The sequence below is a fragment of the Streptomyces sp. NPDC085596 genome (genome assembly GCF_044541565.1).
Classification (GTDB): Bacteria; Actinomycetota; Actinomycetes; order Streptomycetales; family Streptomycetaceae; genus Streptomyces.
Map to the genome: position 1 here is coordinate 1 of NZ_JBITTC010000005.1, position 21469 is coordinate 21469.

The 21469-nt window shown below is 72.6% G+C and carries 21 protein-coding genes; 8 read left to right on the top strand and 13 right to left on the bottom strand.

The features are described 5' to 3' along the window. Nucleotides 1-432: 432 nt before the first annotated feature. The 7 genes from proC to ACIGA3_RS16120 form a co-directional block, all read right to left on the bottom strand. The gene (gene proC / locus ACIGA3_RS16090) at nt 433-1245 is read right to left on the bottom strand and encodes a pyrroline-5-carboxylate reductase (protein ID WP_399715473.1); all 813 of its coding nucleotides are present in this window, start codon (nt 1243-1245) and stop codon (nt 433-435) included. Between the two features lie 63 nt (nt 1246-1308). Next, on the bottom strand, nt 1309-2082 hold the full coding sequence (locus ACIGA3_RS16095) for an ABC transporter permease (protein ID WP_135787493.1): 774 nt from the start codon (nt 2080-2082) through the stop codon (nt 1309-1311). Further along, nucleotides 2079-2867 (bottom strand): ABC transporter ATP-binding protein, encoded by a 789-nt coding sequence (locus ACIGA3_RS16100; protein WP_399715476.1) that lies wholly within the window; start codon nt 2865-2867, stop codon nt 2079-2081. The genes ACIGA3_RS16095 and ACIGA3_RS16100 overlap by 4 nt, the downstream gene beginning before the upstream one ends. Before the next feature lie 102 nt (nt 2868-2969). Continuing rightward, the gene (locus tag ACIGA3_RS16105; RefSeq protein WP_399715479.1) at nt 2970-3776 is read right to left on the bottom strand and encodes a class I SAM-dependent methyltransferase; all 807 of its coding nucleotides are present in this window, start codon (nt 3774-3776) and stop codon (nt 2970-2972) included. Between the two features lie 81 nt (nt 3777-3857). Continuing rightward, on the bottom strand, nt 3858-4367 hold the full coding sequence (locus tag ACIGA3_RS16110) for an EamA/RhaT family transporter (RefSeq protein WP_399715482.1): 510 nt from the start codon (nt 4365-4367) through the stop codon (nt 3858-3860). Nucleotides 4368-4412: 45 nt separating this feature from the next. Next, nucleotides 4413-4778 (bottom strand): hypothetical protein, encoded by a 366-nt coding sequence (locus ACIGA3_RS16115; RefSeq protein WP_399715485.1) that lies wholly within the window; start codon nt 4776-4778, stop codon nt 4413-4415. Nucleotides 4779-4799: 21 nt separating this feature from the next. Beyond that, nucleotides 4800-5045, bottom strand: a complete 246-nt coding sequence (locus tag ACIGA3_RS16120; RefSeq protein WP_399715488.1) for a peptidase — start codon at nt 5043-5045, stop codon at nt 4800-4802. Nucleotides 5046-5227: 182 nt separating this feature from the next. Here ACIGA3_RS16120 and ACIGA3_RS16125 point away from each other — a divergent pair, with 182 nt between their 5' ends. Next, on the top strand, nt 5228-7318 hold the full coding sequence (locus ACIGA3_RS16125; protein ID WP_399715491.1) for a serine/threonine-protein kinase: 2091 nt from the start codon (nt 5228-5230) through the stop codon (nt 7316-7318). 46 nt (nt 7319-7364) lie between these two features. Here the strand turns inward: ACIGA3_RS16125 and ilvD are convergent, their stop codons facing one another. From ilvD to ACIGA3_RS16145, 4 genes are all read right to left on the bottom strand, one after another. Next, on the bottom strand, nt 7365-9218 hold the full coding sequence (gene ilvD / locus ACIGA3_RS16130) for a dihydroxy-acid dehydratase (RefSeq protein WP_399715494.1): 1854 nt from the start codon (nt 9216-9218) through the stop codon (nt 7365-7367). Nucleotides 9219-9348: 130 nt separating this feature from the next. Beyond that, nucleotides 9349-9954, bottom strand: coding sequence for a TetR family transcriptional regulator (locus tag ACIGA3_RS16135; RefSeq protein ID WP_399715495.1), 606 nt, complete (start codon nt 9952-9954; stop codon nt 9349-9351). Next, nucleotides 9951-10763: a sugar phosphate isomerase/epimerase family protein gene (locus tag ACIGA3_RS16140; RefSeq protein ID WP_399715497.1), complete on the bottom strand. Its 813-nt coding sequence runs from the start codon at nt 10761-10763 to the stop codon at nt 9951-9953. The genes ACIGA3_RS16135 and ACIGA3_RS16140 overlap by 4 nt, the downstream gene beginning before the upstream one ends. Before the next feature lie 91 nt (nt 10764-10854). Beyond that, nucleotides 10855-11787 (bottom strand): Ppx/GppA family phosphatase, encoded by a 933-nt coding sequence (locus ACIGA3_RS16145; protein ID WP_399715500.1) that lies wholly within the window; start codon nt 11785-11787, stop codon nt 10855-10857. 71 nt (nt 11788-11858) lie between these two features. On the opposite strand from ACIGA3_RS16145, the gene ACIGA3_RS16150 reads away from it, so the two are divergent. Next, on the top strand, nt 11859-12686 hold the full coding sequence (locus tag ACIGA3_RS16150) for a hypothetical protein (protein ID WP_399715502.1): 828 nt from the start codon (nt 11859-11861) through the stop codon (nt 12684-12686). Nucleotides 12687-12693: 7 nt separating this feature from the next. Here the strand turns inward: ACIGA3_RS16150 and ACIGA3_RS16155 are convergent, their stop codons facing one another. After that, the gene (locus ACIGA3_RS16155; RefSeq protein ID WP_399715505.1) at nt 12694-14400 is read right to left on the bottom strand and encodes a hypothetical protein; all 1707 of its coding nucleotides are present in this window, start codon (nt 14398-14400) and stop codon (nt 12694-12696) included. A 241-nt stretch (nt 14401-14641) separates the two neighbouring features. Between ACIGA3_RS16155 and radA the strand changes: the two genes are divergently transcribed. Together radA and disA are read left to right on the top strand one after the other, a co-directional pair. After that, a complete protein-coding gene (gene radA, locus ACIGA3_RS16160; RefSeq protein ID WP_399715508.1) occupies nt 14642-16051 on the top strand; it encodes a DNA repair protein RadA in 1410 nt (469 codons plus the stop codon). Nucleotides 16052-16131: 80 nt separating this feature from the next. Next, complete coding sequence (gene disA, locus ACIGA3_RS16165; RefSeq protein ID WP_399715510.1) at nt 16132-17256, top strand: DNA integrity scanning diadenylate cyclase DisA; 1125 nt, start codon at nt 16132-16134, stop codon at nt 17254-17256. 107 nt (nt 17257-17363) lie between these two features. Here disA and ACIGA3_RS16170 read toward each other — a convergent pair whose 3' ends face one another. After that, a complete protein-coding gene (locus tag ACIGA3_RS16170) occupies nt 17364-18200 on the bottom strand; it encodes a hypothetical protein (protein WP_399715512.1) in 837 nt (278 codons plus the stop codon). 181 nt (nt 18201-18381) lie between these two features. On the opposite strand from ACIGA3_RS16170, the gene ACIGA3_RS16175 reads away from it, so the two are divergent. The 4 genes from ACIGA3_RS16175 to cseB all read left to right on the top strand — a co-directional run bounded on the left by ACIGA3_RS16175 (nt 18382) and on the right by cseB (nt 21469). Next, nucleotides 18382-19257, top strand: coding sequence for an A/G-specific adenine glycosylase (locus ACIGA3_RS16175; protein ID WP_399715515.1), 876 nt, complete (start codon nt 18382-18384; stop codon nt 19255-19257). 271 nt (nt 19258-19528) lie between these two features. After that, nucleotides 19529-20068 carry a SigE family RNA polymerase sigma factor gene (locus tag ACIGA3_RS16180; protein WP_399715518.1) on the top strand — a complete coding sequence of 180 codons (540 nt, stop codon included), beginning with the start codon at nt 19529-19531 and terminating at the stop codon, nt 20066-20068. 35 nt (nt 20069-20103) lie between these two features. Continuing rightward, nucleotides 20104-20709, top strand: coding sequence for a hypothetical protein (locus ACIGA3_RS16185; RefSeq protein ID WP_399715520.1), 606 nt, complete (start codon nt 20104-20106; stop codon nt 20707-20709). Between the two features lie 55 nt (nt 20710-20764). Further along, entirely contained in the window at nt 20765-21469 is a 705-nt protein-coding gene (gene cseB / locus ACIGA3_RS16190) for a two-component system response regulator CseB (protein ID WP_399715522.1), read from the top strand.

Sequence of the window (21469 nt, forward strand, 5' to 3'; positions counted from 1 at the left end):
TCCCTTCGGTGTTTCCGACTCTATCAGATCGTTTTCCGATCCGATTTCCTCGGTGCTTTCCAGGTTCTCACTTCGGCGTTTCCGCTTCCGTGTTTTCCTTTCCGGCGGTTCCGACTCTATCAGATCCTTTCGGCGTCTGATTCCCAGTCAGAGGGGGTTGTCTTCCCGGCCCGCTGGGCCGTTCCGACGAGTGAGACTTTAGCGGATTCCCGGCTCCCGAGCTAATCGGGGGCCGCGTCCTTTCGAACACGGATTCCTCATTTCGCAAATGCACACCAAAGCAAGCGACAGCTGAGTGTCGATGAGTAGATGGCCCTGCGAGATGACTTTCCGGGGACCGACCGGAGTCGGCACTCACGTCGGACAGCTCGGAGTACATTACGCATCTGGCGAGGGGGTGTCAACCCCCTCCCGCAAAGATCTTGGGCGGGGTCAGTCCTTCTTGCCGGAGGCCAGCTCACGGCTGCGGTCGCGGGCCGCTTCCAGTGCCGCGATGAGGGCGGCCCGTACCCCGTGGTTCTCCAGCTCGCGGATGGCGTTGATGGTCGTACCGGCCGGCGAGGTGACGTTCTCGCGGAGCTTGACCGGGTGCTCGCCGCTGTCGCGGAGCATTGTGGCGGCGCCGATCGCGGACTGCACGATCAGCTCGTGGGCCTTGTCGCGAGGCAGGCCGAGCAGGATGCCGGCGTCCGTCATGGCTTCGACCAGGTAGAAGAAGTACGCCGGGCCCGAACCGGAGAGCGCGGTGCAGGCGTCCTGCTGGCCTTCGGGGACGCGGAGTGTCTGGCCCACGGCGCCGAAGATCTCCTCGGCGGTGGCGACGTGCTCCTCCGTTGCGTGGCTGCCCGGCGAGATGACGGACATGGCCTCGTCGACCAGGGCCGGCGTGTTCGTCATGACGCGGACGACCGGGGTGCCCTCGGCGAGGCGCTCCTCGAAGAACGAGGTGGGGATGCCCGCGGCGCCGCTGATGATCAGGCGGTCGGCGGGGACGTGCGGGGCGAGTTCGTCGAGCAGGGCGCCCATGTCCTGCGGCTTGACCGTGAGGATCAGGGTGTCCGCGGCCTTGGCGGCCTCGGTGTTGCTGACCGGGGTGACTCCGTGCCGGGCGCGGAGTTCCTCGGCGCGCTCCGGGCGGCGGGCGGTGACCAGGAGGTCGGCGGGCGCCCAGCCGCCCCGGATCATCCCGCTGAGCAGGGCTTCGCCGATCTTGCCGGTGCCGAGGACTGCGACTTTCTGGCTCATGCGGCTCATCCTCGCACCGGCGATGCGGCGTGTGGGGCGATTGTCCGGTGGGCGGACGCGGCTTCAGTCGGTGCGGCGGCGCAGGGTGGCCGCGCCGAGGGCGAGCACCAATAGCGCGCATCCGGCGACGATCAGTACGTCCCGGACGAAGGCCGAGGTCAGGTCGGTGTGGTGCAGGACCTCGTTCATGCCGTCGACGGCATAGGACATGGGCAGTACGTCGGAAACGGCCTCCAATAGAGGGTGCATGTCCGCGCGGGGCGTGAAGAGACCGCACAGGAGGAGCTGGGGGAAGATCACCGCCGGCATGAACTGGACCGCCTGGAACTCCGAGGCGGCGAAGGCCGAGACGAAGAGGCCGAGGGCGGTGCCGAGCAGGGCGTCCAGGAGCGCGACCAGCAGGAGCAGCCAGGGTGAGCCGGTGACGTCCAGGCCGAGGAGCCAGACGGCGAGTCCGGTGGCGAGCGCGGACTGCACGACGGCCACGGTGCCGAAGGCGAGCGCGTAACCGGCGATGAGGTCGGCCTTGCCCAGGGGCATGGCGAGGAGGCGTTCGAGGGTGCCCGAGGTGCGTTCGCGCAGGGTGGCGATGGAGGTCACCAGGAACATCGTGATCAGCGGGAAGATGCCGAGGAGTGAGGCGCCGATGTTGTCGAAGGTGCGCGGGCTGGCGTCGAAGACGTAGCGCAGCAGGACCAGCATCAGGCAGGGGACGAGGAGCATCAGGGCGATGGTCCTCGGGTCGTGGCGCAGCTGGCGCAGGACGCGGGCCGCGGTGGCGGTGGTGCGGGCGGTGCTGAACGCGGCGGTGGGGGCGGCCGGGGTCGTCGTGCTCATCGGGTCGGCTCCTTTGTGCGGTCGTCCGCCTCGTCCACAAGGCGCAGGAAGGCTGCCTCGACGGTGTCGGTGGCGGTTCGGGTGCGCAGGTTCTCCGGGGTGTCGTCGGCGAGGACGCGTCCCTCGCGCATGAGGAGGAGGCGGTGGCAGCGCTCGGCCTCGTCCATGACGTGGGAGGAGACGAGGAGGGTGGTGCCGCGTTCGGCGAGATCGTGGAACAGGTTCCAGAGGTCGCGGCGGAGGACGGGGTCGAGGCCGACGGTCGGTTCGTCCAGGACGAGCAGGTCGGGGGTGCCGAGGAGGGCGACGGCGAGGGAGACGCGGCTGCGCTGGCCGCCGGAGAGGTTGCCGGCGAGGGCGTCGGCGTGGGTGGTGAGGTCGACGTCGGCGATGGCGCGGGTGACGTGTTCGCGGCGGCGGTCGGCGGCGGCGCGGCCCGGGTCGAGGATCGCGGCGAAGTAGTCGAGGTTCTGCTCGACGGTGAGGTCGTCGTAGACCGAGGGGGCCTGGGTGACGTAGCCGATGCGGCTGCGCAGGGTGGGGTGGCCGGCGGGGCTGCCGAGGACTTCCAGGGTGCCGGTGACCTTGGCCTGGGTGCCGGTGATGGAGCGGATCAGGGTGGACTTGCCGCAGCCGGAGGGGCCGAGCAGGCCAGTGATCCGGCCTCGGGGGACGGTGAAGCGGAGGTCGTGGAGGACGGTGCGGGTGCCGCGTACGACGGTGAGGCCGGCGGCGCGGACGGCGTCGGGGGCCGTCGGCTGGGGTGGCTCGGGCACATTATTCATCACGTGATGAATAATGTGCCCGAGCCAAGGTGCCGTCAAGGGACCGTGTCAGGGTCGGGCCGCTTCGGCTCAGGGGGTGATCAGGGTCGGCTCCGGGGCTGATCAGGGGCGGGTCAGGGGTTCCGGGGTGGTGGCGACGAGCAGAACCACCTCGTACGTCTCCTCGACCAGGCCGTCGGGGAAGACCTTGATCAGGTGGGCGCGCTCGGCGTCGAAGAAGTCGGTCCGGGCGGCCTCGGGGGCGAGGAGGAAAGCCGAATGACTGCCGATGTTGGCCAGGTGTGTATCGAGCGGCACGCGACGGCTCCAGCGGACCGAGCGGCGGGTGAAGCGGAGCCGGCCGCTGGGATCGGCGGCGGAGACGCGGTCGGCGGCCTTGCGCTGCTCGGTGTGCACGGGCAGACCGAGGAAGCGGGCGGCGCGCGCGGCGGCCGCGGCGATCCAGTCGACGTCCGTGGCGTCGGTGTTCCACCACAGCGCGAGCGCGCCGCCCGGCCGCAGCACGCGCAGCGCCTCCGGCACCGAGCGGGCCGGGTCGGTCCAGTGCCATGCCTGGGCGTAGGTGACGAGGTCGGCGTGGGCGTCGGCCACGGGAAGGGCGTCGCCGCTGCCCCGGACCAGGGGGAGGTGCGGGTTCCTGCGGCGGAACTCGGCGGCCATGCCCGGGCCCGGCTCGACGGCGAGCACCTCGGCACCCCGCTCGTGCAGCAGCGCGCTGGCGATACCGGTTCCCGCACCCACGTCCACGGCTCGGGTGCCGGACAGCGGGCGCCCGGCGAGTTCCTCGATGGTGTCGAAAAGTGCGGGCGGATAGGAGGGGCGGTTCTCGGCGTACTGGGCGGCGGCCGCGTTGAAGGAGTGGGCGCGGGCGCTGCTGGTCCGCTCGGTGGGGGCCTCGGATGCGGTCATGACGACCATGGTGCGCGGCATGGGGCACGTGGGGACAGTGGTGTCGTGCCGGGTGCCTCGGTACTGCCGTCGCGGTCGGCCTCAGCGCTTCTTGCGGGCCTTCGCGGGGTTGCCCGTGCGCCGGGAGTGGGTGCGCTCGTACTCCGCGCGGGCGGTGTCGTACTCGGTGCGGTGCAGCTTCTCGCCCGGTGCCTCCGTCAGGGAGCGGGCGGACCAGGCGAGGAGGGTGCCGACGAAGCCGATGGCGAGCAGGCCGCGCAGGCGGGCCTGGCGCTCGGGGTCGGGGCGGCGGCCGAAGTTGTCCCAGGTGTTGCGGAAGGCGAGCGCGCTGCACACCGCGAACATGGCGATGACCAGGACGGTCACGAAGGAACCGGTACCGGCGATCTGGAGGCCCTGGTAGGCGAGGCGCAGGATCAGGCAGGAGACGGCGGCCGCGACGAGGGCGCCGATGGCGACGGCCGTGCGGCGGGCCGGGTAGCCGCCGGTGTGGTCCACCCAGGACGTGCCGAAGAAGCGGAGGGGTTCGGGGCGGGGGCCGCCGCCCGTGGAGCCCGCCGGGATCGCGTTGGTGCCGGTCTCGTCGCTCACATGTCGATTATGGCTCCGGCGGCCGGCGGGCTCCGGGCCGGGGCGTCAGCCGCAGCGGCCGGTCACATAGCCGTCGCTGCCGGTGTGCACGTAGGCGTCCGAGACGAACTCGTTGCCGCCTATGTTGTCCCAGATGTTCGAGGTGCCGTAATAGCCGCTCACCGTCGTGCCCGGCGTCTGGCAGTAGATCGACACCAATGTGCCTGCGGGCAGCACACGGATGATGCTGTAGCCGGTGCCGGGGCCGCTGCGGACGTCCAGGCGGACACCCGGGGCCACGGGATATGTGGCGGCCGAGGCGGTAGCGGGGGCGGACGGGGCTGCGTCCGCCTGGGCCGGGACGCCCATCACCAGGAGGAGAGCTCCCGCGGCACCTGCGAGCAGGGCAGGTCTGCGGCGTGGGGAAGTCATGTCGTTGCCTTTCCGGTGGGTTCAGGCGCAGCGGCCGGCGACGTAGCCGTCGCTGCCGGTGTGCACATAGGCGTCCGAGACGAACTCGCCGGGTGCGATGTTGTCCCAGATGTTCGAGGTGCCGTAGTAGCCGGTGACAGTGGTGCCCGGGGCCTGGCAGTTGATGCTGACCTGGGCACCCTCGGGGAGGACGCGGACGAGCGCGTAGCCGGTGCCGGGGCCGCTGCGGACGTTCAGCCGGACGCCCGGGGCAACGGAGTAGGACATGGTTTACCTCCCCCATGGCGCCCTCGGCAGGTGCGGGGCGCTGGCGATTTTTTCAGTAACAACGCTCCTCCGTAAGGGTGTTCGGAGCGCATGGGCGGAGAGTAGCAAGCGCCCGCGGTGTCGTACGGGCGATCGACTAGGCTCCGAACGACGCGCGCGGACGAACAGCACGGGGGTGGTCCATGGCGCCACAGCGCAGCTCCGGGCCGGGCGCGGAACCGGAACTTCCGGAATACGCCGGTCACTACCGCCTGGAGTCGCAGCTCGGCTCGGGCGGCATGGGTGTGGTGCATCTGGCCCGCAGTGGTTCCGGGATGCGGCTGGCGGTGAAGGTGGTGCACGCCGAGTTCGCGCGGGACGACGAGTTCAGGGGGCGGTTCCGGCAGGAGGTGGCGGCGGCCCGGCGGGTGAGCGGTGCCTTCACCGCGCCGGTGGTGGACGCCGACCCGGAGGCCGGGCGGCCCTGGATGGCGACGCTGTTCATCCCGGGCCCGACGCTCGCCGAAGAGGTCAAGCGGAACGGCCCGATGGAGCCCGGCGAGGTGCGGCGGCTGATGGCCGGGCTCGCGGAGGCGCTGCGGGACATCCACCGGGTCGGGGTGGTGCACCGGGATCTCAAGCCGGGCAACGTGCTGCTCGCCGAGGACGGTCCGAAGGTCATCGACTTCGGCATCTCGCGCCCCAAGGACAGCGAACTTCGGACCGAGACGGGCAAGCTGATAGGGACGCCGCCATTCATGGCGCCCGAGCAGTTCCGCCGGCCGCGGGAAGTGGGCCCGGCAGCCGACGTGTTCGCCCTCGGCTCGGTGATCGTGCACGCGGCGGCCGGACGCGGTCCGTTCGACTCCGACAGTCCCTACGTCGTCGCCTACCGAGTGGTGCACGACGAGCCGGACCTGACCGGGGTTCCGGCCGGCCTCGTTCCGCTGGTGCTGCGTTGCCTGGCGAAGGAGCCCGACGACCGGCCCACGCCCGACGACCTCATGCGCGCGCTGCGGTCGGTGGCGGCGTCGTACGACACTCAGGCCTTCATACCGGCTCAGCGGGACGTGTCCCCGGCCGAGGAGCCCGGCGAAGAGGCGGCGGGGCGTCCACGGCGGTGGACGCGCGGCCGGGTCGTGCTCGCGACGGGCGCGCTCGTACTGGCCGGGAGTGCGGGGATCGCCGCGGCGCACTGGCCCGGGGGCGAGCAGGTGGCGCCCCGGGTGCGCCCGATGGCCACCGAGGACCGCGTCACCGAGTGGCGGTCCACGGCGCTCACCAGGGGCACCGGCACGCCTCGATGCGTCTACGGCGAGGGAGAGCTGCTGTGCGGCGCGCCGGGGGCGGTGGTCGGGCTCGATGCGCGTGACGGCACGGCGAAGTGGCGGCGCTCCTTCGCGGGGGCCGTGTGGAGCGATCCGCCGGTCCTGTCGGACGGTCTGCTCCAGCTGCGCGACCAGGAAGGGCGGGTGACGGCACTCGACCCGTCCTCGGGCGAGACCCGGCTGCGCCGGCGACTGCCCCGGGACACCGGGGCTCTGTACACGGGCGGCACCCAGCTGGTGAGCGACACGGACGGGCGGATCACCGGAGTGGACAGCGCCTCGGGGCGGACCGTATGGCAACACACGCTGCGGGAGAAGGCGTTCCCACGCCTCGCTGCCTTCGGCACGGAGGCCGGGAGCGTCACCGCGTATGCGACGGCCGTCTCCGCCGACGGGAGCGGTACGCGGGTCATCGCGCTCGATCCCGCGTCGGGCACCGAGCGTTGGAGCGCACGGATGTCCGGTGCGCTGCAACCAGTGGGTACGGACGGCAGGTTCGTCTATTTCCTCGCTGCCGACCCGGTCCACGGCGACACCGACGCGGTGGTCCGCTACACGGTGAAGTCCGGCGCGGTGCGCCGCGTGCCACTCCCGGCCGTCTCCCACGGCGCCCAGGCCGTCGTCCGGGACGGGGTGGTGTACCTGCTCGCCACCGGCGGTGGGTTCGACGCCGTGGACACGGTTGCCGGCAAGCGGCTGTGGCACCTGGAGACCTCGGTGAGCTGGGGCTCGCGGCCGGTCACCGACGGCAGGCATCTGTACTTCTCCGCCGCCGACGGCCGACTGCTCGCCGTGGACGCCCGCCGTGGAAGCCTCACGGGGCAGACGTCGCCGCGCTTCGGGGCGCGTACGGACCAGGTGTCGGTGGGGCCGCCGACGCCGGTGCTCGCGCGGGGCATGGTGTACGCGGTGGCTCCCGACGGCACGGTGTTCGCCCGGGACACGCGCGATCCGTCCGGCTGGTGAAACGCGAAGGGGCCGGGATGTCCCGGCCCCTTCCGCTGCCTCCGGGTCAGCCCAGGAGGGTCACGTCGCGGACGGCGCCCTTGTCGGCGCTGGTGGCCATGGCCGCGTAGGCGCGCAGGGCGGTGGAGACCTTGCGGGTGCGGCTCGCGGGGGCGTAGACGCCGTTCAGTTCGCGGTCGCGGCGGGCGAGTTCGGCATCGTCCACCAGCAGCTCGATGGTGCGGCCCGGGATGTCGATGCGGATGCGGTCGCCGTCTTGGACCAGGGCGATCGTGCCGCCGGAAGCCGCTTCCGGGGAGGCGTGGCCGATGGAGAGGCCGGAGGTGCCGCCGGAGAAGCGGCCGTCGGTGATCAGGGCGCAGGTCTTCCCGAGGCCGCGGCCCTTGAGGTACGAGGTCGGGTAGAGCATCTCCTGCATGCCGGGGCCGCCCTTGGGACCCTCGTAGCGGATGACGACCACGTCGCCGTCCTTGACCTCCTGGGTCAGGATGCGCTGGACGGCCTCCTCCTGGGACTCGCAGACCACGGCCGGGCCCTCGAAGGTCCACACCGACTCGTCGACGCCCGCGGTCTTCACCACGCAGCCGTCGACGGCGAGGTTGCCCTTGAGGACGGCGAGGCCGCCGTCCTTGGAGTAGGCGTGCTCGGCGGAGCGGATGCAGCCGCCCTCGGCGTCGTCGTCGAGGGAGTCCCAGCGCTCGGACTGGGAGAAGGCTTCGGCGGAGCGGACGCAGCCGGGGGCCGCGTGCCACAGCTCGACGGCCTCGGCGGACGGGGAGCCGCCGCGCACGTCCCAGGTCTTGAGCCAGTCGGCGAGGGACGGGCTGTGGACGGACGTCACGTCCTCGTTGAGCAGGCCGGCGCGGTGCAGTTCGCCGAGGAGGGCGGGGATGCCGCCGGCGCGGTGCACGTCCTCCATGTAGTAGGTGCGGTCCTTCGCCACGTTGGGCGCGACCTTGGCCAGGCACGGGACGCGGCGGGAGACGGCGTCGATCTCGGGCAGGCCGAAGGGGACGCCCGCCTCCTGGGCGGCGGCCAGCAGGTGCAGGATCGTGTTGGTGGAGCCGCCCATGGCGATGTCCAGCGCCATCGCGTTCTCGAAGGCCGCGAAGGAGGCGACGGAGCGGGGCAGGACGGTGTCGTCGTCCTGCTCGTAGTAGCGGCGGGTGATGTCCATGACCGTGCGGGCCGCGTCCTCGTACAGGGCGCGGCGGGCGGTGTGGGTGGCGAGGACGGAGCCGTTGCCGGGGAGGGAGAGGCCCATGGCCTCGGTGAGGCAGTTCATCGAGTTGGCGGTGAACATGCCGGAACAGCTGCCGCAGGTGGGGCAGGCGTTCTCCTCGATGCGGAGGATGTCCTCGTCGGAGATCTTGTCGTTGACGGCGTCGGAGATCGCGTCGACCAGGTCGAGGGTGCGCACGGTGCCGTCGACCAGCGTGGCGCGGCCGGACTCCATGGGCCCGCCGGAGACGAAGACGGTCGGGATGTTCAGGCGCAGCGCGGCCATCAGCATGCCCGGTGTGATCTTGTCGCAGTTGGAGATGCAGACCAGGGCGTCGGCGCAGTGGGCCTCGACCATGTACTCCACCGAGTCCGCGATCAGGTCGCGGGAGGGCAGGGAGTAGAGCATGCCGCCGTGGCCCATGGCGATGCCGTCGTCCACGGCGATGGTGTTGAACTCGCGCGGGATGCCGCCCGCCGCCGTGATCGCCTCGCTGACGATCCGGCCGACCGGCTGGAGGTGGGTGTGCCCGGGGACGAACTCGGTGAAGGAGTTGGCGACCGCGATGACGGGCTTGCGGCCGATGTCCGCGCCGGGTACACCCGAGGCACGCATAAGGGCGCGGGCGCCCGCCATGTTGCGGCCGTGGGTGACTGTGCGGGACCTCAGCTCGGGCATCGTCGCTCGCTCCTTCTGAGAAGACGGGGTCAGGCAGGCTTCTGACTGTTGCCGAGCGTACGCCGGTCATCCACGAGGCGGGACGAACTGTCCGGAATGCGGGACGGACATCTTGCGACCGGCCCCGGGGTCACTCCCCCGTGAGGTGTCCCTGCACCACCGGTGCCAGCCGGGCCACGATCCGCTCCAGGTCGGCCGAGGCCAGCGGCTCCACCTTGATCACGTACCGCAGCATGGCCGTGCCGACCAGTTGCGCGGCGGCCAGCTCGGCGCGCAGCTCGGCGTCCGGCACGTCCAGCCGGGCGGCGATGCGGCGCAGCAGCTGGGCGGCGACCAGGCGGCGGAAGACGGCGGCGGCGGTGTCGTTGTTGACGGCGGAGCGGACGATGGCCAGCAGCGGGGTGCGGGTGGCGGGGTTCTCCCAGACGCCGAGCACGAAGCGGGTCAGCCGCTCCCCCACGGTGTCCAGCGGCCCCTCGGCGATGGCGTCCGGCGCGGCAAGGGCGGGCGCGAAGGCGACCGAGACGGCGGCCTCGAAGACCTGTTCCTTGGTGCCGAAGTAGTGGTGGACGAGGGCGGAGTCGACGCCGGCGGCCTTGGCGATGCCGCGTACGGACGTCTTCTCGTAGCCGCGTTCGGAGAACTCCTCGCGGGCGGCGCCGAGGATGCGGTCGCGGGTGTCGCCGGACTCGGCGCGCGGGGGCCGTCCCCGGCGCCGGGGGGTGGGCTCGGTCACGGCCGGGGCACCCGCGCGCCCGCCGCGAGGTGGCGGCGGGTGAAGGCGAGGGCCTCGGCGAGGTCGGCCTCGCGTTCGGCGCTGGACATGGCCCGCCGGGTGTTGACCTCGATGACGACATGGCCGTCGAAGCCGGTGCGGGTGAGGCGGTCCAGCAGTTCGGCGCAGGGCTGGGTGCCGCGGCCGGGTACGAGGTGCTCGTCCTTGGCGGAGCCGCGGCCGTCGGCGAGGTGGACATGGCCGAGCCGGTCGCCCATGCGGTCGATCATGCCGAGGGCGTCGGTGCGGGCGGTCGCGGTGTGGCTGAGGTCGATCGTGAAGTGCCGGTAGTCGTCCTTGGTGACGTCCCACTCGGGGGCGTAGGCGAGCAGTTCGCGGTCGCGGTAGCGCCAGGGGTACATGTTCTCGACGGCGAACCGCACGTCGGTCTCGTCCGCCATGCGCCAGATGCCGTCGACGAACTCGCGGGCGTACTGCCGCTGCCAGCGGAAGGGCGGGTGGACGACGACGGTGGAGGCGCCCAGCTTCTCGGCGGCCGACTGCGCCCGGCGCAGCTTGGTCCAGGGGTCGGTGGACCAGACCCGCTGGGTGATCAGCAGGCAGGGCGCGTGCACGGCGAGGATCGGCACGCCGTGGTGGTCGGAGAGGCGGCGCAGGGCCTCGATGTCCTGGCTGACGGGGTCGGTCCACACCATGACCTCGACGCCGTCGTAGCCGAGGCGCGCGGCGATCTCGAAGGCCGTCGCCGTCGACTCCGGGTAGACCGAGGCCGTCGACAGGGCGACCTTTACGTCCCTTGGTTCAGCCACGGAGACACCTTACGGGGTGGGGCAGGGGGGACGCGGGGTGCCTCCGGGCCGGTGTGAGCTTCGCCATCGACGGCAGGGGGACGGGGCACCCTCACGCCGATCCCATGTGGTCCAGGCGCCGCAGGATGACGCCCTCGCGCAGCGCCCACGGGCAGATCTCCAGGCTCTCCACGCCGAACAGGTCCATCGCGCCCTCGGCGACCAGCGCCCCGGCGAGGATCTGCCCGGCCCGGCCCTCGGAGACACCGGGGAGTTCGGCGCGCTGCTGGGCGGACATCGCGGCGAGCCGGGGCACCCATGCCTCCAGCGATTCACGTTTCAGCTCGCGCTGCACATAAAGACCCTCGGCGTCCCGCGCGGCGCCCGCGATCCGGGCGAGCTGCTTGAAGGTCTTGGAGGTGGCGACGACATGGTCGGGGGCGCCGAAGCGGCTGAACTCCCCGACGGTACGGGCGATCTCCGCGCGCGCGTGGCGGCGCAGCGCGCGTACCTCCTCGGCGTCCGGCGGGTCCTCGCGCAGCCAGCCGGCAGTGAGGCGGCCGGCGCCGAGCGGCAGGGAGGCGGCCGCGTCCGGCTCCTCGTCGATGCCGTAGGCGATCTCCAGCGAGCCGCCGCCGATGTCCAGGACGAGCAGCTTCCCGGCGGACCAGCCGAACCAGCGGCGGACGGCGAGGAAGGTGAGCCGGGCCTCCTCGGCGCCGCTGAGCACCTGGAGGCGGACGCCGGTCTCGTCGGCCACGCGCGCGAGGACGTCGTCGGCGTTGCGGGCCTCGCGCACGGCGGAGGTGGCGAACGGCAGGAGGTCCTCGACGCCCTTGTCCTCGGCGGCCTGGAGCGCTTCCCGTACGACGGCGACGAGGCTCTCGATGCCCTCTTCGCCGATCGCGCCGCTGTCGTCGAGGAGTTGGGCGAGCCGCAGGTCGGCCTTGTGGGAGTGGGCGGGCAGCGGGCGGGCGCCGGGGTGGGCGTCCACCACCAGCAGATGCACCGTGTTCGAGCCCACGTCCAGGACACCGAGTCTCATGGACGAAACGCTACTGCCAGAACCCTCGTCCGCGGTGCCCGGACGGGGGTCCGGCGACTTACCCTGGACGGGTGCCAAAGACGAAAAAGGCGAAGGTCAACAAGCCTGACAAGCCGGGCAAAGCTCACAAGGCCGCCAAGAGCGCCCCCAAGAACGACGAGAAGGGCCTCGATTTCGCGCGGGCGTGGGTGGAGTTCCCCGATCCCGCCGACGACGAGCAGGTCTTCCGCTGCGACCTGACCTGGCTGACCTCCCGCTGGACCTGCATCTTCGGCCAGGGCTGCCAGGGCATCCAGGCGGGCCGCGCGGCCGACGGCTGCTGCACGCTGGGCGCGCACTTCTCCGACGAGGACGACGAGAAGCGGGTCGCCGAGCACGTGGCCCGGCTCACCCCGGACATCTGGCAGCACCACGACGAGGGCCTGCGCGACGGCTGGATCTCGGAGGACGAGGAGGGCTCGCGGCAGACGCGTCCCTACGAGGGCTCGTGCATCTTCCAGAACCGGCCCGGCTTCGAGGGCGGCGCGGGCTGCTCGCTGCACATCCTGGCGCTCAAGGAGGGCCGGGAGCCGCTGGAGACCAAGCCGGACGTGTGCTGGCAGCTGCCGATCCGGCGGACCTACGACTGGATCGACCGCCCGGACGACACGCGCGTGCTCCAGGTGTCCATCGGGGAGTACGACCGCCGCGGCTGGGGTCCGGGCGGGCACGACCTGCACTGGTGGTGCACCTCGGCCACCTCGGCGCACGGCGCGGGTGATCCGGTCTACGTCTCCTACCGGGCCGAGCTGACCGAGCTGATGGGCAAGGCGGGCTACGACCGCCTGGTCGAGCTGTGCGAACAGCGGCTGGCGTCCCAGCTGCCGCTGGTGGCCCCGCACCCGGCCGACCCGAGCTGAACGCGGCCTAGCTGTCCGTCGGACTGGGTGTGTCCTCGCCGTCGTCCGGTGGCGGGGACGACTCCGGTGGCTCGGACGGCGACGATTCGGTCGGGTCGGGGTCCGGGCTCGGGGAGGAGCTGGACGGCGGCGGTGACTGGCTGGGCGGTGGTGTCGAGGGCGGCGCGGTCGGCGTCGTCGGGCCGGGGCTCGGGTGTGTGGGCGGCGGGCCGGAGGGGACCGAGGGGACCGGGCCATACCCGTCGATGGTGACGACGGCGCCGGCCGGGGCGATGGCCACGCGGGCCCGCCAGCGGCCCGAGGGCTCGCGCAGATGGTCGACGTACACCTTGACCGTCACCGTTTCGCCGGGGTCGAGGGTGCCGGCGGGCCGGCTGAGGTAGAGCCAGGGCGCGGAGGTGGTCGCGGACCAGCGCACCGGGGTGTCGCCGGAGGCCCTGAGGGTGATCAGCGTGGTGTCGCCGTGGTGTGCGGCGGTGACCGCGAGCTGTCCGGCGCCCTTCTCCCCGGCGCCGTTGACACTGACGACCTCCACGGAGACGTCCGGCTTGCCGTCCTCGGAGGGGCGGGTGCCGGGCTTCACGTCGGCGTTGCCCGCGTTCTGGTAGCCGCCCGCCGGGTCGCCGCCGAGCGCGCCGGGGCCGTCCGCCTCACGGGCGGTGGCGGGGCTGTCGTCCCCGCCGATCGAGGGCGCGCCCCGGTAGGCGGCCCACAGGGCGAGCACCGGGGCGGCGACGACGGTGGCGACGACGGTCGTGGTGACGGCACGCGCGCGGAGCTTGTCGCGGCGGGCCGCGCGGTCCTTGGGGTCCATCGGGAAGCCGCGCCGGTTGAAACGCGGCACGGCGGCGGACCGGGTGCGCGGCTGGTGCGCGAGCGCGCTGTGCAGGGCGGCGCGGGGCGCGGGGAGGACGGGCAGCTCGGCGGGGGTGACCGCGGCGCCGGGCCAGCGGCCGGGGACCGCGCGCTCGGCGGTGCGGCGGCAGCGCGGGCAGTCGTCGACATGCCGGACCAGCTCGCGGCGCAGGGCCGCGCTCAGCATGAGCTGGCTGTCACCGGTGAGGTGGGCCACGCTCGGGCAGCCCCCGGTCTCCACCACGGCGAGCGCGGCGCGGGTGCGTTCGACCTCGCAGGCGGCGGAGGCCAGCAGTTCGCGGGCGGCGGCGGGCTCCAGGCCGAGCACGGCGGCGACCTCGGGGGCGGCCAGCTTGTGCCGGACGGCCAGCTCCAGCGCCTCGCGCTGCTCGGGGGTGGTCCCGGCCGCCTCCGGCCAGGCCAGCAGGGCGAGTTCGCGGCGCCGCAGCTCGCGCGTCTCCGGGCACAGGGCGGACTCGGCCGCCAAAGCGCCGGTGGCGGGGCGGCCGACGGCGTGGGTGGCCTGGCGTTTCTGCCGGGCCTTGGCGAGGCCGCGCAGACAGGCCCAGCGGGCCAGGGCGTACAGCCAGGCCCGGCGGTCGCCGGGGGTCTGCGGGTCGCGCCGGCCGCGCCGTTCGGCGATGACGAGGACCTCGCCGAGGGCGGCGGTGGCCGCGTCGTGGTCGCAGAGCACCGACAGGCAGTAGGTGAACAGGCCGTCCAGATACGCCTCGTGGCGCGACGACGCCCGCTGGGCGATGTTCCGCGCCGCGGATCGGTCGCGCGCCTCCCGGTGCGCCCGTTGCGCCCGGTGTGCGCCGGTGGTGCGGGTCGTGGTGTCCGGAGTGCTGCTCATCACCCGTGCGACCGTAGGCGTCGGCGGAGTGCCCCTTCTTGCACCTTGAGCACTTTTAATCCATACGGGTGAAACGATCCCTCATAAGGGGACACCGGTCTCCGGGGTGGAGGCGCGAACCCGGTGAACGGCATCCGGAACCGCCCCCTCCCCGTGCGCCCCGATACCCCGGCGTGCGCCCCCGAGCGCGCGCCGTCCGGACGGCTCGGCGGGCGTTGTCAGTGGCGGGGGCTACGGTTTCCGCATGGCCACCCGTACCAAGTCCGCCAAGGAGCGTCCGTCCTACCGCTGCACCGAGTGCGGGTGGCAGGCGGCCAAGTGGCTCGGCCGCTGCCCCGAGTGCCAGGCGTGGGGCACCGTCGAGGAGTACGGCACGCCCGCGGTGCGTACGACCGCGCCGGGCCGCGTCACCAGCTCAGCCCTGCCCATCGGCCAGGTCGACGTCCGCCGGGCCACCGCCCGCAGTACCGGCGTCCCGGAGCTGGACCGGGTGCTCGGCGGCGGACTCGTACCCGGCGCCGTGGTGCTGCTCGCGGGCGAGCCGGGCGTCGGCAAGTCCACGCTGCTCCTGGACGTGGCGGCGAAGTCGGCGAGCGAGGAGCACCCCACGCTCTATGTGACCGGCGAGGAGTCCGCGAGTCAGGTCCGGTTGCGCGCCGACCGCATCGGCGCCCTCGACGACCACCTCTATCTCGCCGCCGAGACCGATCTGGCCGCCGTTCTCGGCCACTTGGACGCGGTCAAGCCCTCCCTGCTGATCCTGGACTCGGTGCAGACGGTCGCCTCCCCCGAGATCGACGGCGCCCCCGGCGGCATGGCCCAGGTCCGCGAGGTGGCCGGCGCCCTGATCCGTGCCTCCAAGGAGCGGGGCATGTCCACCCTGCTGGTCGGCCATGTCACCAAGGACGGCGCCATCGCGGGCCCCCGCCTGCTGGAGCACCTGGTCGATGTCGTCCTGCACTTCGAGGGCGACCGGCACGCCCGGCTACGCCTGGTCCGCGGCATGAAGAACCGGTACGGGGCGACGGACGAGGTCGGCTGCTTCGAGCTGCACGACGAGGGCATCACCGGCCTCGCCGACCCCAGCGGCCTGTTCCTGACCCGGCGCGCCGAGCCGGTGCCCGGCACCTGTCTGACCGTGACGCTGGAGGGGCGCCGCCCGCTGGTGGCCGAGGTGCAGGCGCTGACCGTGGACTCCCAGATCCCCTCGCCCCGCCGCACCACCTCGGGCCTGGAGACCTCCCGGGTCTCGATGATGCTGGCGGTGCTGGAGCAGCGCGGCCGGATCAGCGCGCTCGGCAAGCGGGACATCTACTCCGCGACCGTGGGCGGGGTGAAGCTGTCGGAGCCCGCGGCCGACCTGGCCATCGCGCTGGCGCTCGCCTCGGCGGCCAGCGACACCCCGCTGCCGAAGAACCTGGTCGCCATCGGTGAGGTGGGTCTCGCGGGCGAGGTCAGACGCGTCACAGGGGTGCAGCGCAGGCTCGCGGAGGCGGCCCGGCTGGGCTTCACGCACGCGCTCGTACCGGGCGATCCGGGCAAGGTCCCGGCCGGGATGAAGGTCGTGGAGGTAGCCGACATGGGCGACGCGCTGCGGGTGCTGCCCCGCTCCCGTCGCCGAGAGGCCCCGCGGGAGACGGAGGACCGCCGGTAGACTTTGCGCAGGTCTCGCCCGTCCGTGCGAAACGCGTGCCGTGACGGAAGCGCGTCAGAACCTGCGACCGGAGGAGTGCAGTGGCAGCCAACGACCGGGCAGCAGCTCCCGGAAAGTCCGGTGGGAGTGCCGGTACCGATGGCCTGATGCGCGCCTCGCTGAGCGCCGTGGCTCCGGGTACGCCCCTGCGCGACGGACTGGAGCGCGTACTGCGCGGCAACACCGGCGGGCTGATCCTCCTCGGCTGGGACAAGACCGTCGAGTCGATGTGCACCGGCGGTTTCGTGCTGGACGTGGAGTTCACCGCGACCCGGCTGCGCGAGCTGTGCAAGCTGGACGGCGGCATCGTGCTCTCCTCGGACCTCTCGAAGATCCTGCGGGCCGGGGTGCAGCTGCTGCCGGACCCGACCATCCCCACGGAGGAGACGGGCACCCGGCACCGCACGGCGGACCGCGTCTCCAAGCAGGTCGGCTTCCCCGTGGTCTCGGTGTCCCAGTCGATGCGGCTGATCGCGCTGTACGTCGACGGGCAGCGCCGGGTCCTGGAGGACTCGGCCGCGATCCTGTCCCGCGCGAACCAGGCCCTGGCCACGCTGGAGCGGTACAAGCTCCGCCTGGACGAGGTCGCGGGCACGCTGTCGGCGCTGGAGATCGAGGACCTGGTGACGGTCCGGGACGTCTCCGCGGTCGCGCAGCGCCTGGAGATGGTCCGGCGCATCGCCACCGAGATCGCGGAGTACGTGGTCGAGCTGGGTACGGACGGCCGCCTGCTGGCGCTCCAGCTGGAGGAGCTGATCGCCGGGGTCGAGCCCGACCGCGAGCTGGTCGTCCGGGACTATGTGCCCGAGCCGACGGCGAAGCGCTCGCGCACGGTGGAGGAGGCGCTGTTCGAGCTGGACGCGCTCAGCCATGCGGAGCTGCTCGAACTGGGCACGGTGGCGCGGGGGATGGGGTACACCGCGTCTCCCGAGTCGCTGGACTCGGCGGTTTCGCCCCGCGGGTTCCGGCTGCTGGCGAAGGTTCCCCGGCTGCCCGGGGCGATCATCGACCGGCTGGTTGAGCACTTCGGCGGGCTGCAGAAGTTGCTCGCCGCCAGCGTGGATGATCTTCAGACGGTGGACGGGGTCGGGGAGGCTCGGGCTCGTAGCGTGCGGGAAGGGCTTTCGCGGCTGGCAGAGTCCTCCATTCTGGAGCGGTACGTCTAGTTTTCGCGCGGTTCGGTTTCGGGTGCGGGTCCGCTGTGGCTTGTCGCGCAGTTCCCCGCGCCCCTAAAGACAAGACCCCTCGCGCCCCCTGAAAAGCACCGGTTGCCTCAGTCCGCCGACAGTACGAACGACGTCCTCGTCTTGGCGAAGCCCGATGCCTTCGCCTCCAGCAGGTAGGTGCCCGGCTTGGCCTTGCCGGCCGGCGGGGTGGCGCACTCGGGGGCGCTCGGGTGGCGGTCCCACTTCACCGTGTAGGTGATGCTCTCGTCGGCCGGGACCCGGAAGACCAGGCTCTTGGCGCCCTTGGGGCAGTCGTCCGAGGCCCAGTACGGGTCGTCGCCGTCGGCCGGGGTGATCGCCAGGACCGCGTGCTCGGGGCCGAGGTCGACCTTGCAGTCACCGGACGAGCCGTTGCGTACGACGAGTTCGAAGGTGGGGGTCTCGTCGGGCGAGTAGGAGTTGTGCTTGCTGCGCAGGCTCACCGTGACCTTGCCGGGGGCGCAGACGGGGAGCGGGGAGGACGCGGCCAGCGCGTCGCCCGCGCCGACACTGCCGCCGCCCGTGCCGGACGCCGAGCCCGAACCGCCCGTGCCCGAGCCGGAGTCACCGCCGGAACCGCCGCCGTCACCGGAGCCGTCCGAGCCGGAGCCGTCACCGGACCCGTCGCCCGAACCGCCGTCGCCGGAGCCGCCACTGCCCGACTCGTCGCGCCCGCCGGGGTGTTGGCTGATCGCGGGGCCGGACGCGGAGGGGCCCGGTGTGATCGTGGACGCGGGATTCTTGCCGTCGGGACCGTTGGCGCCGTTCTTGCCTCCCCCGCCGCCCGACACGACGATCCAGGCGACCACGAGCGCCAACAGGGCGCACACGGACACCATGACGACCCTCCGTCGCCAGTAGATGGAGGAGGGGAGCGGCCCGACCGGATTGCGCAGAGATCCCACGCGGAAACTCTACGAGAGATCATGCCCGCGACTCGCGTCCCCCGCCGCCCTCGCACCAACTTTTCCGGATCATCATCCCGGTAACTTCCCTCGCACACCGGCACCTTGCGCCCAGCGCGACGCTCCGTGTGCGGGCGGTGACCCCTCCGGTCCGCGTCGGGCGTGGCAGGATCGGAAGGCCATGACTGAGAAGCTTCACGCCCCAGTGATCGACTGGTTCGACACCCACGCCCGCGACCTCCCCTGGCGCCGCCCGGAGGCGGGGCCGTGGGGCGTGATGGTCAGTGAGTTCATGCTCCAGCAGACCCCGGTCAGCCGGGTGCTGCCCGTCTACGAACAGTGGCTCGCCCGCTGGCCCCGCCCGGCCGACCTGGCGAAGGAGCCGCCGGGCGAGGCGGTGCGCGCCTGGGGCCGGCTCGGCTACCCGCGCCGCGCGCTGCGGCTGCACGGCGCGGCCGTCGCCATAACGGAGCGGCACGGCGGTGACGTACCCACCGACCATGCCCAGTTGCTGGCGCTGCCCGGCATCGGCGAGTACACGGCCGCAGCCGTGGCCTCCTTCGCCTACGGGCAGCGGCATCCGGTGCTGGACACCAATGTGCGCCGGGTCTTCGCGCGGGCGGTGACCGGGGTGCGCTACCCGCCGAACGCCACCACGGCCGCCGAGCGCAGGATGGCCCGCGAGCTGCTGCCCGCCGAGGACGGCACGGCCGCGCGCTGGGCGGCGGCCTCCATGGAGCTGGGCGCGCTGGTGTGCACGGCGAAGAACGAGGAGTGCCACCGCTGCCCGATCGCCGCGCAGTGCGCCTGGCGGCTCGCGGGCAAGCCGGAGCACGAGGGCCCGCCCCGGCGCGGTCAGACGTACGCGGGCACCGACCGCCAGGTGCGCGGGAAGCTGCTCGCGGTGCTGCGGGACGCGCATGTGCCGGTGCCGCAGACGGCGCTGGACCGGGTGTGGCACGAGCCGGTGCAGCGGGCCCGCGCGCTCGACGGGCTCGTCACGGACGGCCTGGTGGAGCCGCTGCCGGGCGGCATGTACCGGCTGCCGCTGAGCTGACGCACAGCGAGGTCACAGCGCACGGGCCGACCGGCACAGCCCGCCACGGCCACCAAAGCATGCTGTAACGGGACATGGCGGGCACATTCCTTACCCCGGACCCACCGCTGTTACACAACCGACGGACAGCCGAGGGCCGGCCGCTGGCTGCTTCGGACAGCTCCGTGACAACCGCTCCGTAGCTTCATCCTGTGCCCGGCGGACCACCGGGCCGGTGGAAGAGGGACCCGGGCGTGAGCCGGGGCTACGGGGAGACGGAAGGCGGTCGGTCATGGCGCAGGGCGAGGTGCTCGAGTTCGAGGAGTACGTACGGACCCGGCAGGACGCGCTGCTGCGCAGTGCCCGCCGGCTGGTACCGGACCCGGTGGACGCGCAGGATCTGCTCCAGACCGCGCTGGCCCGGACGTACGGGCGCTGGGAGGGCATCGCCGACAAGCGGCTCGCCGACGCCTATCTGCGCCGCGTCATGATCAACACCCGGACGGAGTGGTGGCGGGCGCGCAAGCTGGAGGAAGTGCCGACCGAGCAGCTCCCGGAGGCCACGGTGGCGGACTCCACCGAGCAGTACGCCGACCGGGCCCTGCTGATGGACATCCTCAAGGTGCTGGCTCCCAAGCAGCGCAGTGTCGTGGTGCTGCGACACTGGGAGCAGATGTCCACGGAAGAGACGGCCGCGGCCCTCGGCATGTCCGCGGGCACGGTCAAGAGCACGCTGCACCGGGCGCTCGCCCGGCTCCGCGAGGAGCTGGAGACCCGCGGTCTGGAGGCACGCGCGCTGGAGCGTGAGGAGCGGGAGCGTTGCGCGGCCTGAACGGGGGGCCCGGACGTGTCCGAGGCGTACGTGCGGTGATCACGGCGGTGGCCGGGATCGCCGCCATCGGCCTTTCCGCGACCGCCTGCGGCGCCGGCGGCACCGGGGCGCGGGACGAGGGTCCGGCGCACGCCTCCGCCGTGGCCGGCGCGGCGCCCGCCTCCCCCTCCCCCAGCCCGGCGGCCGGCTACCACCGCGTCGACGCGGTGAGCCTGCTGAAGCGGGACCCGGCGGTCTCGGCCGCCGTCAAGCACGAGCTGAAGCCGTGTGGCAGCGGTGACGACTACCCGGTGGACGTCTCCTACGGCGATCTGACCGGCTCGGACCGCACCGACGTCGTGATCAACGTGCTGACCTGCGCCGACGCGGTGGGAATCGGTGCGTATGTGTACCGGGAGACCGACGGCTCGTACCGGAACGTGTTCAGGACCGAGGAATCGCCGGTCTACGCGGAGATCGACCAGGGCGTGCTGACCGTGACCAAGCAGGTGTACAGCAAGGGGGACCCCATCTCCAGCCCGTCCGGCGAGGACGTGATCCCGTACAGGTGGAAGGCGGGCCGGTTCACGCCCGGCAAGCCCGTGCACACCGACTACAGCGGAGCGGTGGGCCACGAGCCGTCCGCCGTGCCGGGCGACTGACACGGCGCCATGACCAAGAGGGCCCACGAGGACCACGAGGACTGAGAGCACCCGGATGCCAGAGCACACCCACGTCCTGTTCGTCGAGGACGACGACGTCATCCGCGAGGCCACCCAGCTCGCCCTGGAGCGGGACGGCTTCGCGGTCACCGCCATGCCCGACGGTCTCTCGGGGCTCGCGGCGTTCCGCGCCGACCGGCCGGACATCGCCCTGCTGGACGTGATGGTGCCGGGGCTGGACGGGGTCAGTCTGTGCCGTCGTATCCGGGACGAGTCGACGGTGCCGGTGATCATGCTGTCGGCGCGGGCGGACTCCATCGACGTGGTGCTGGGCCTGGAGGCGGGCGCCGACGACTACGTGACCAAGCCGTTCGACGGCGCGGTGCTGGTCGCCCGTATCCGGGCGGTGCTGCGCCGCTTCGGGCACGCCGGGCACCCGGCGGGTGGCGGGACGGACGCCTCGGCGGGCTCCGACGGGGTACTGACCTTCGGCGAGCTGGAGGTGGACACCGACGGCATGGAGGTGCGGCGGGCCGGGCAGCCGGTGGCGCTCACCCCGACCGAGATGCGGCTGCTGCTGGAGTTCTCCGGCGCGCCGGGCACCGTGCTCTCCCGCGACAAGCTGCTGGAGCGGGTCTGGGACTACGGCTGGGGCGGGGACACCCGCGTGGTCGACGTGCATGTGCAGCGGCTGCGGCAGAAGATCGGCCAGGACCGGATCGAGACGGTCCGGGGCTTCGGCTACAAGCTGCGGGGCTGA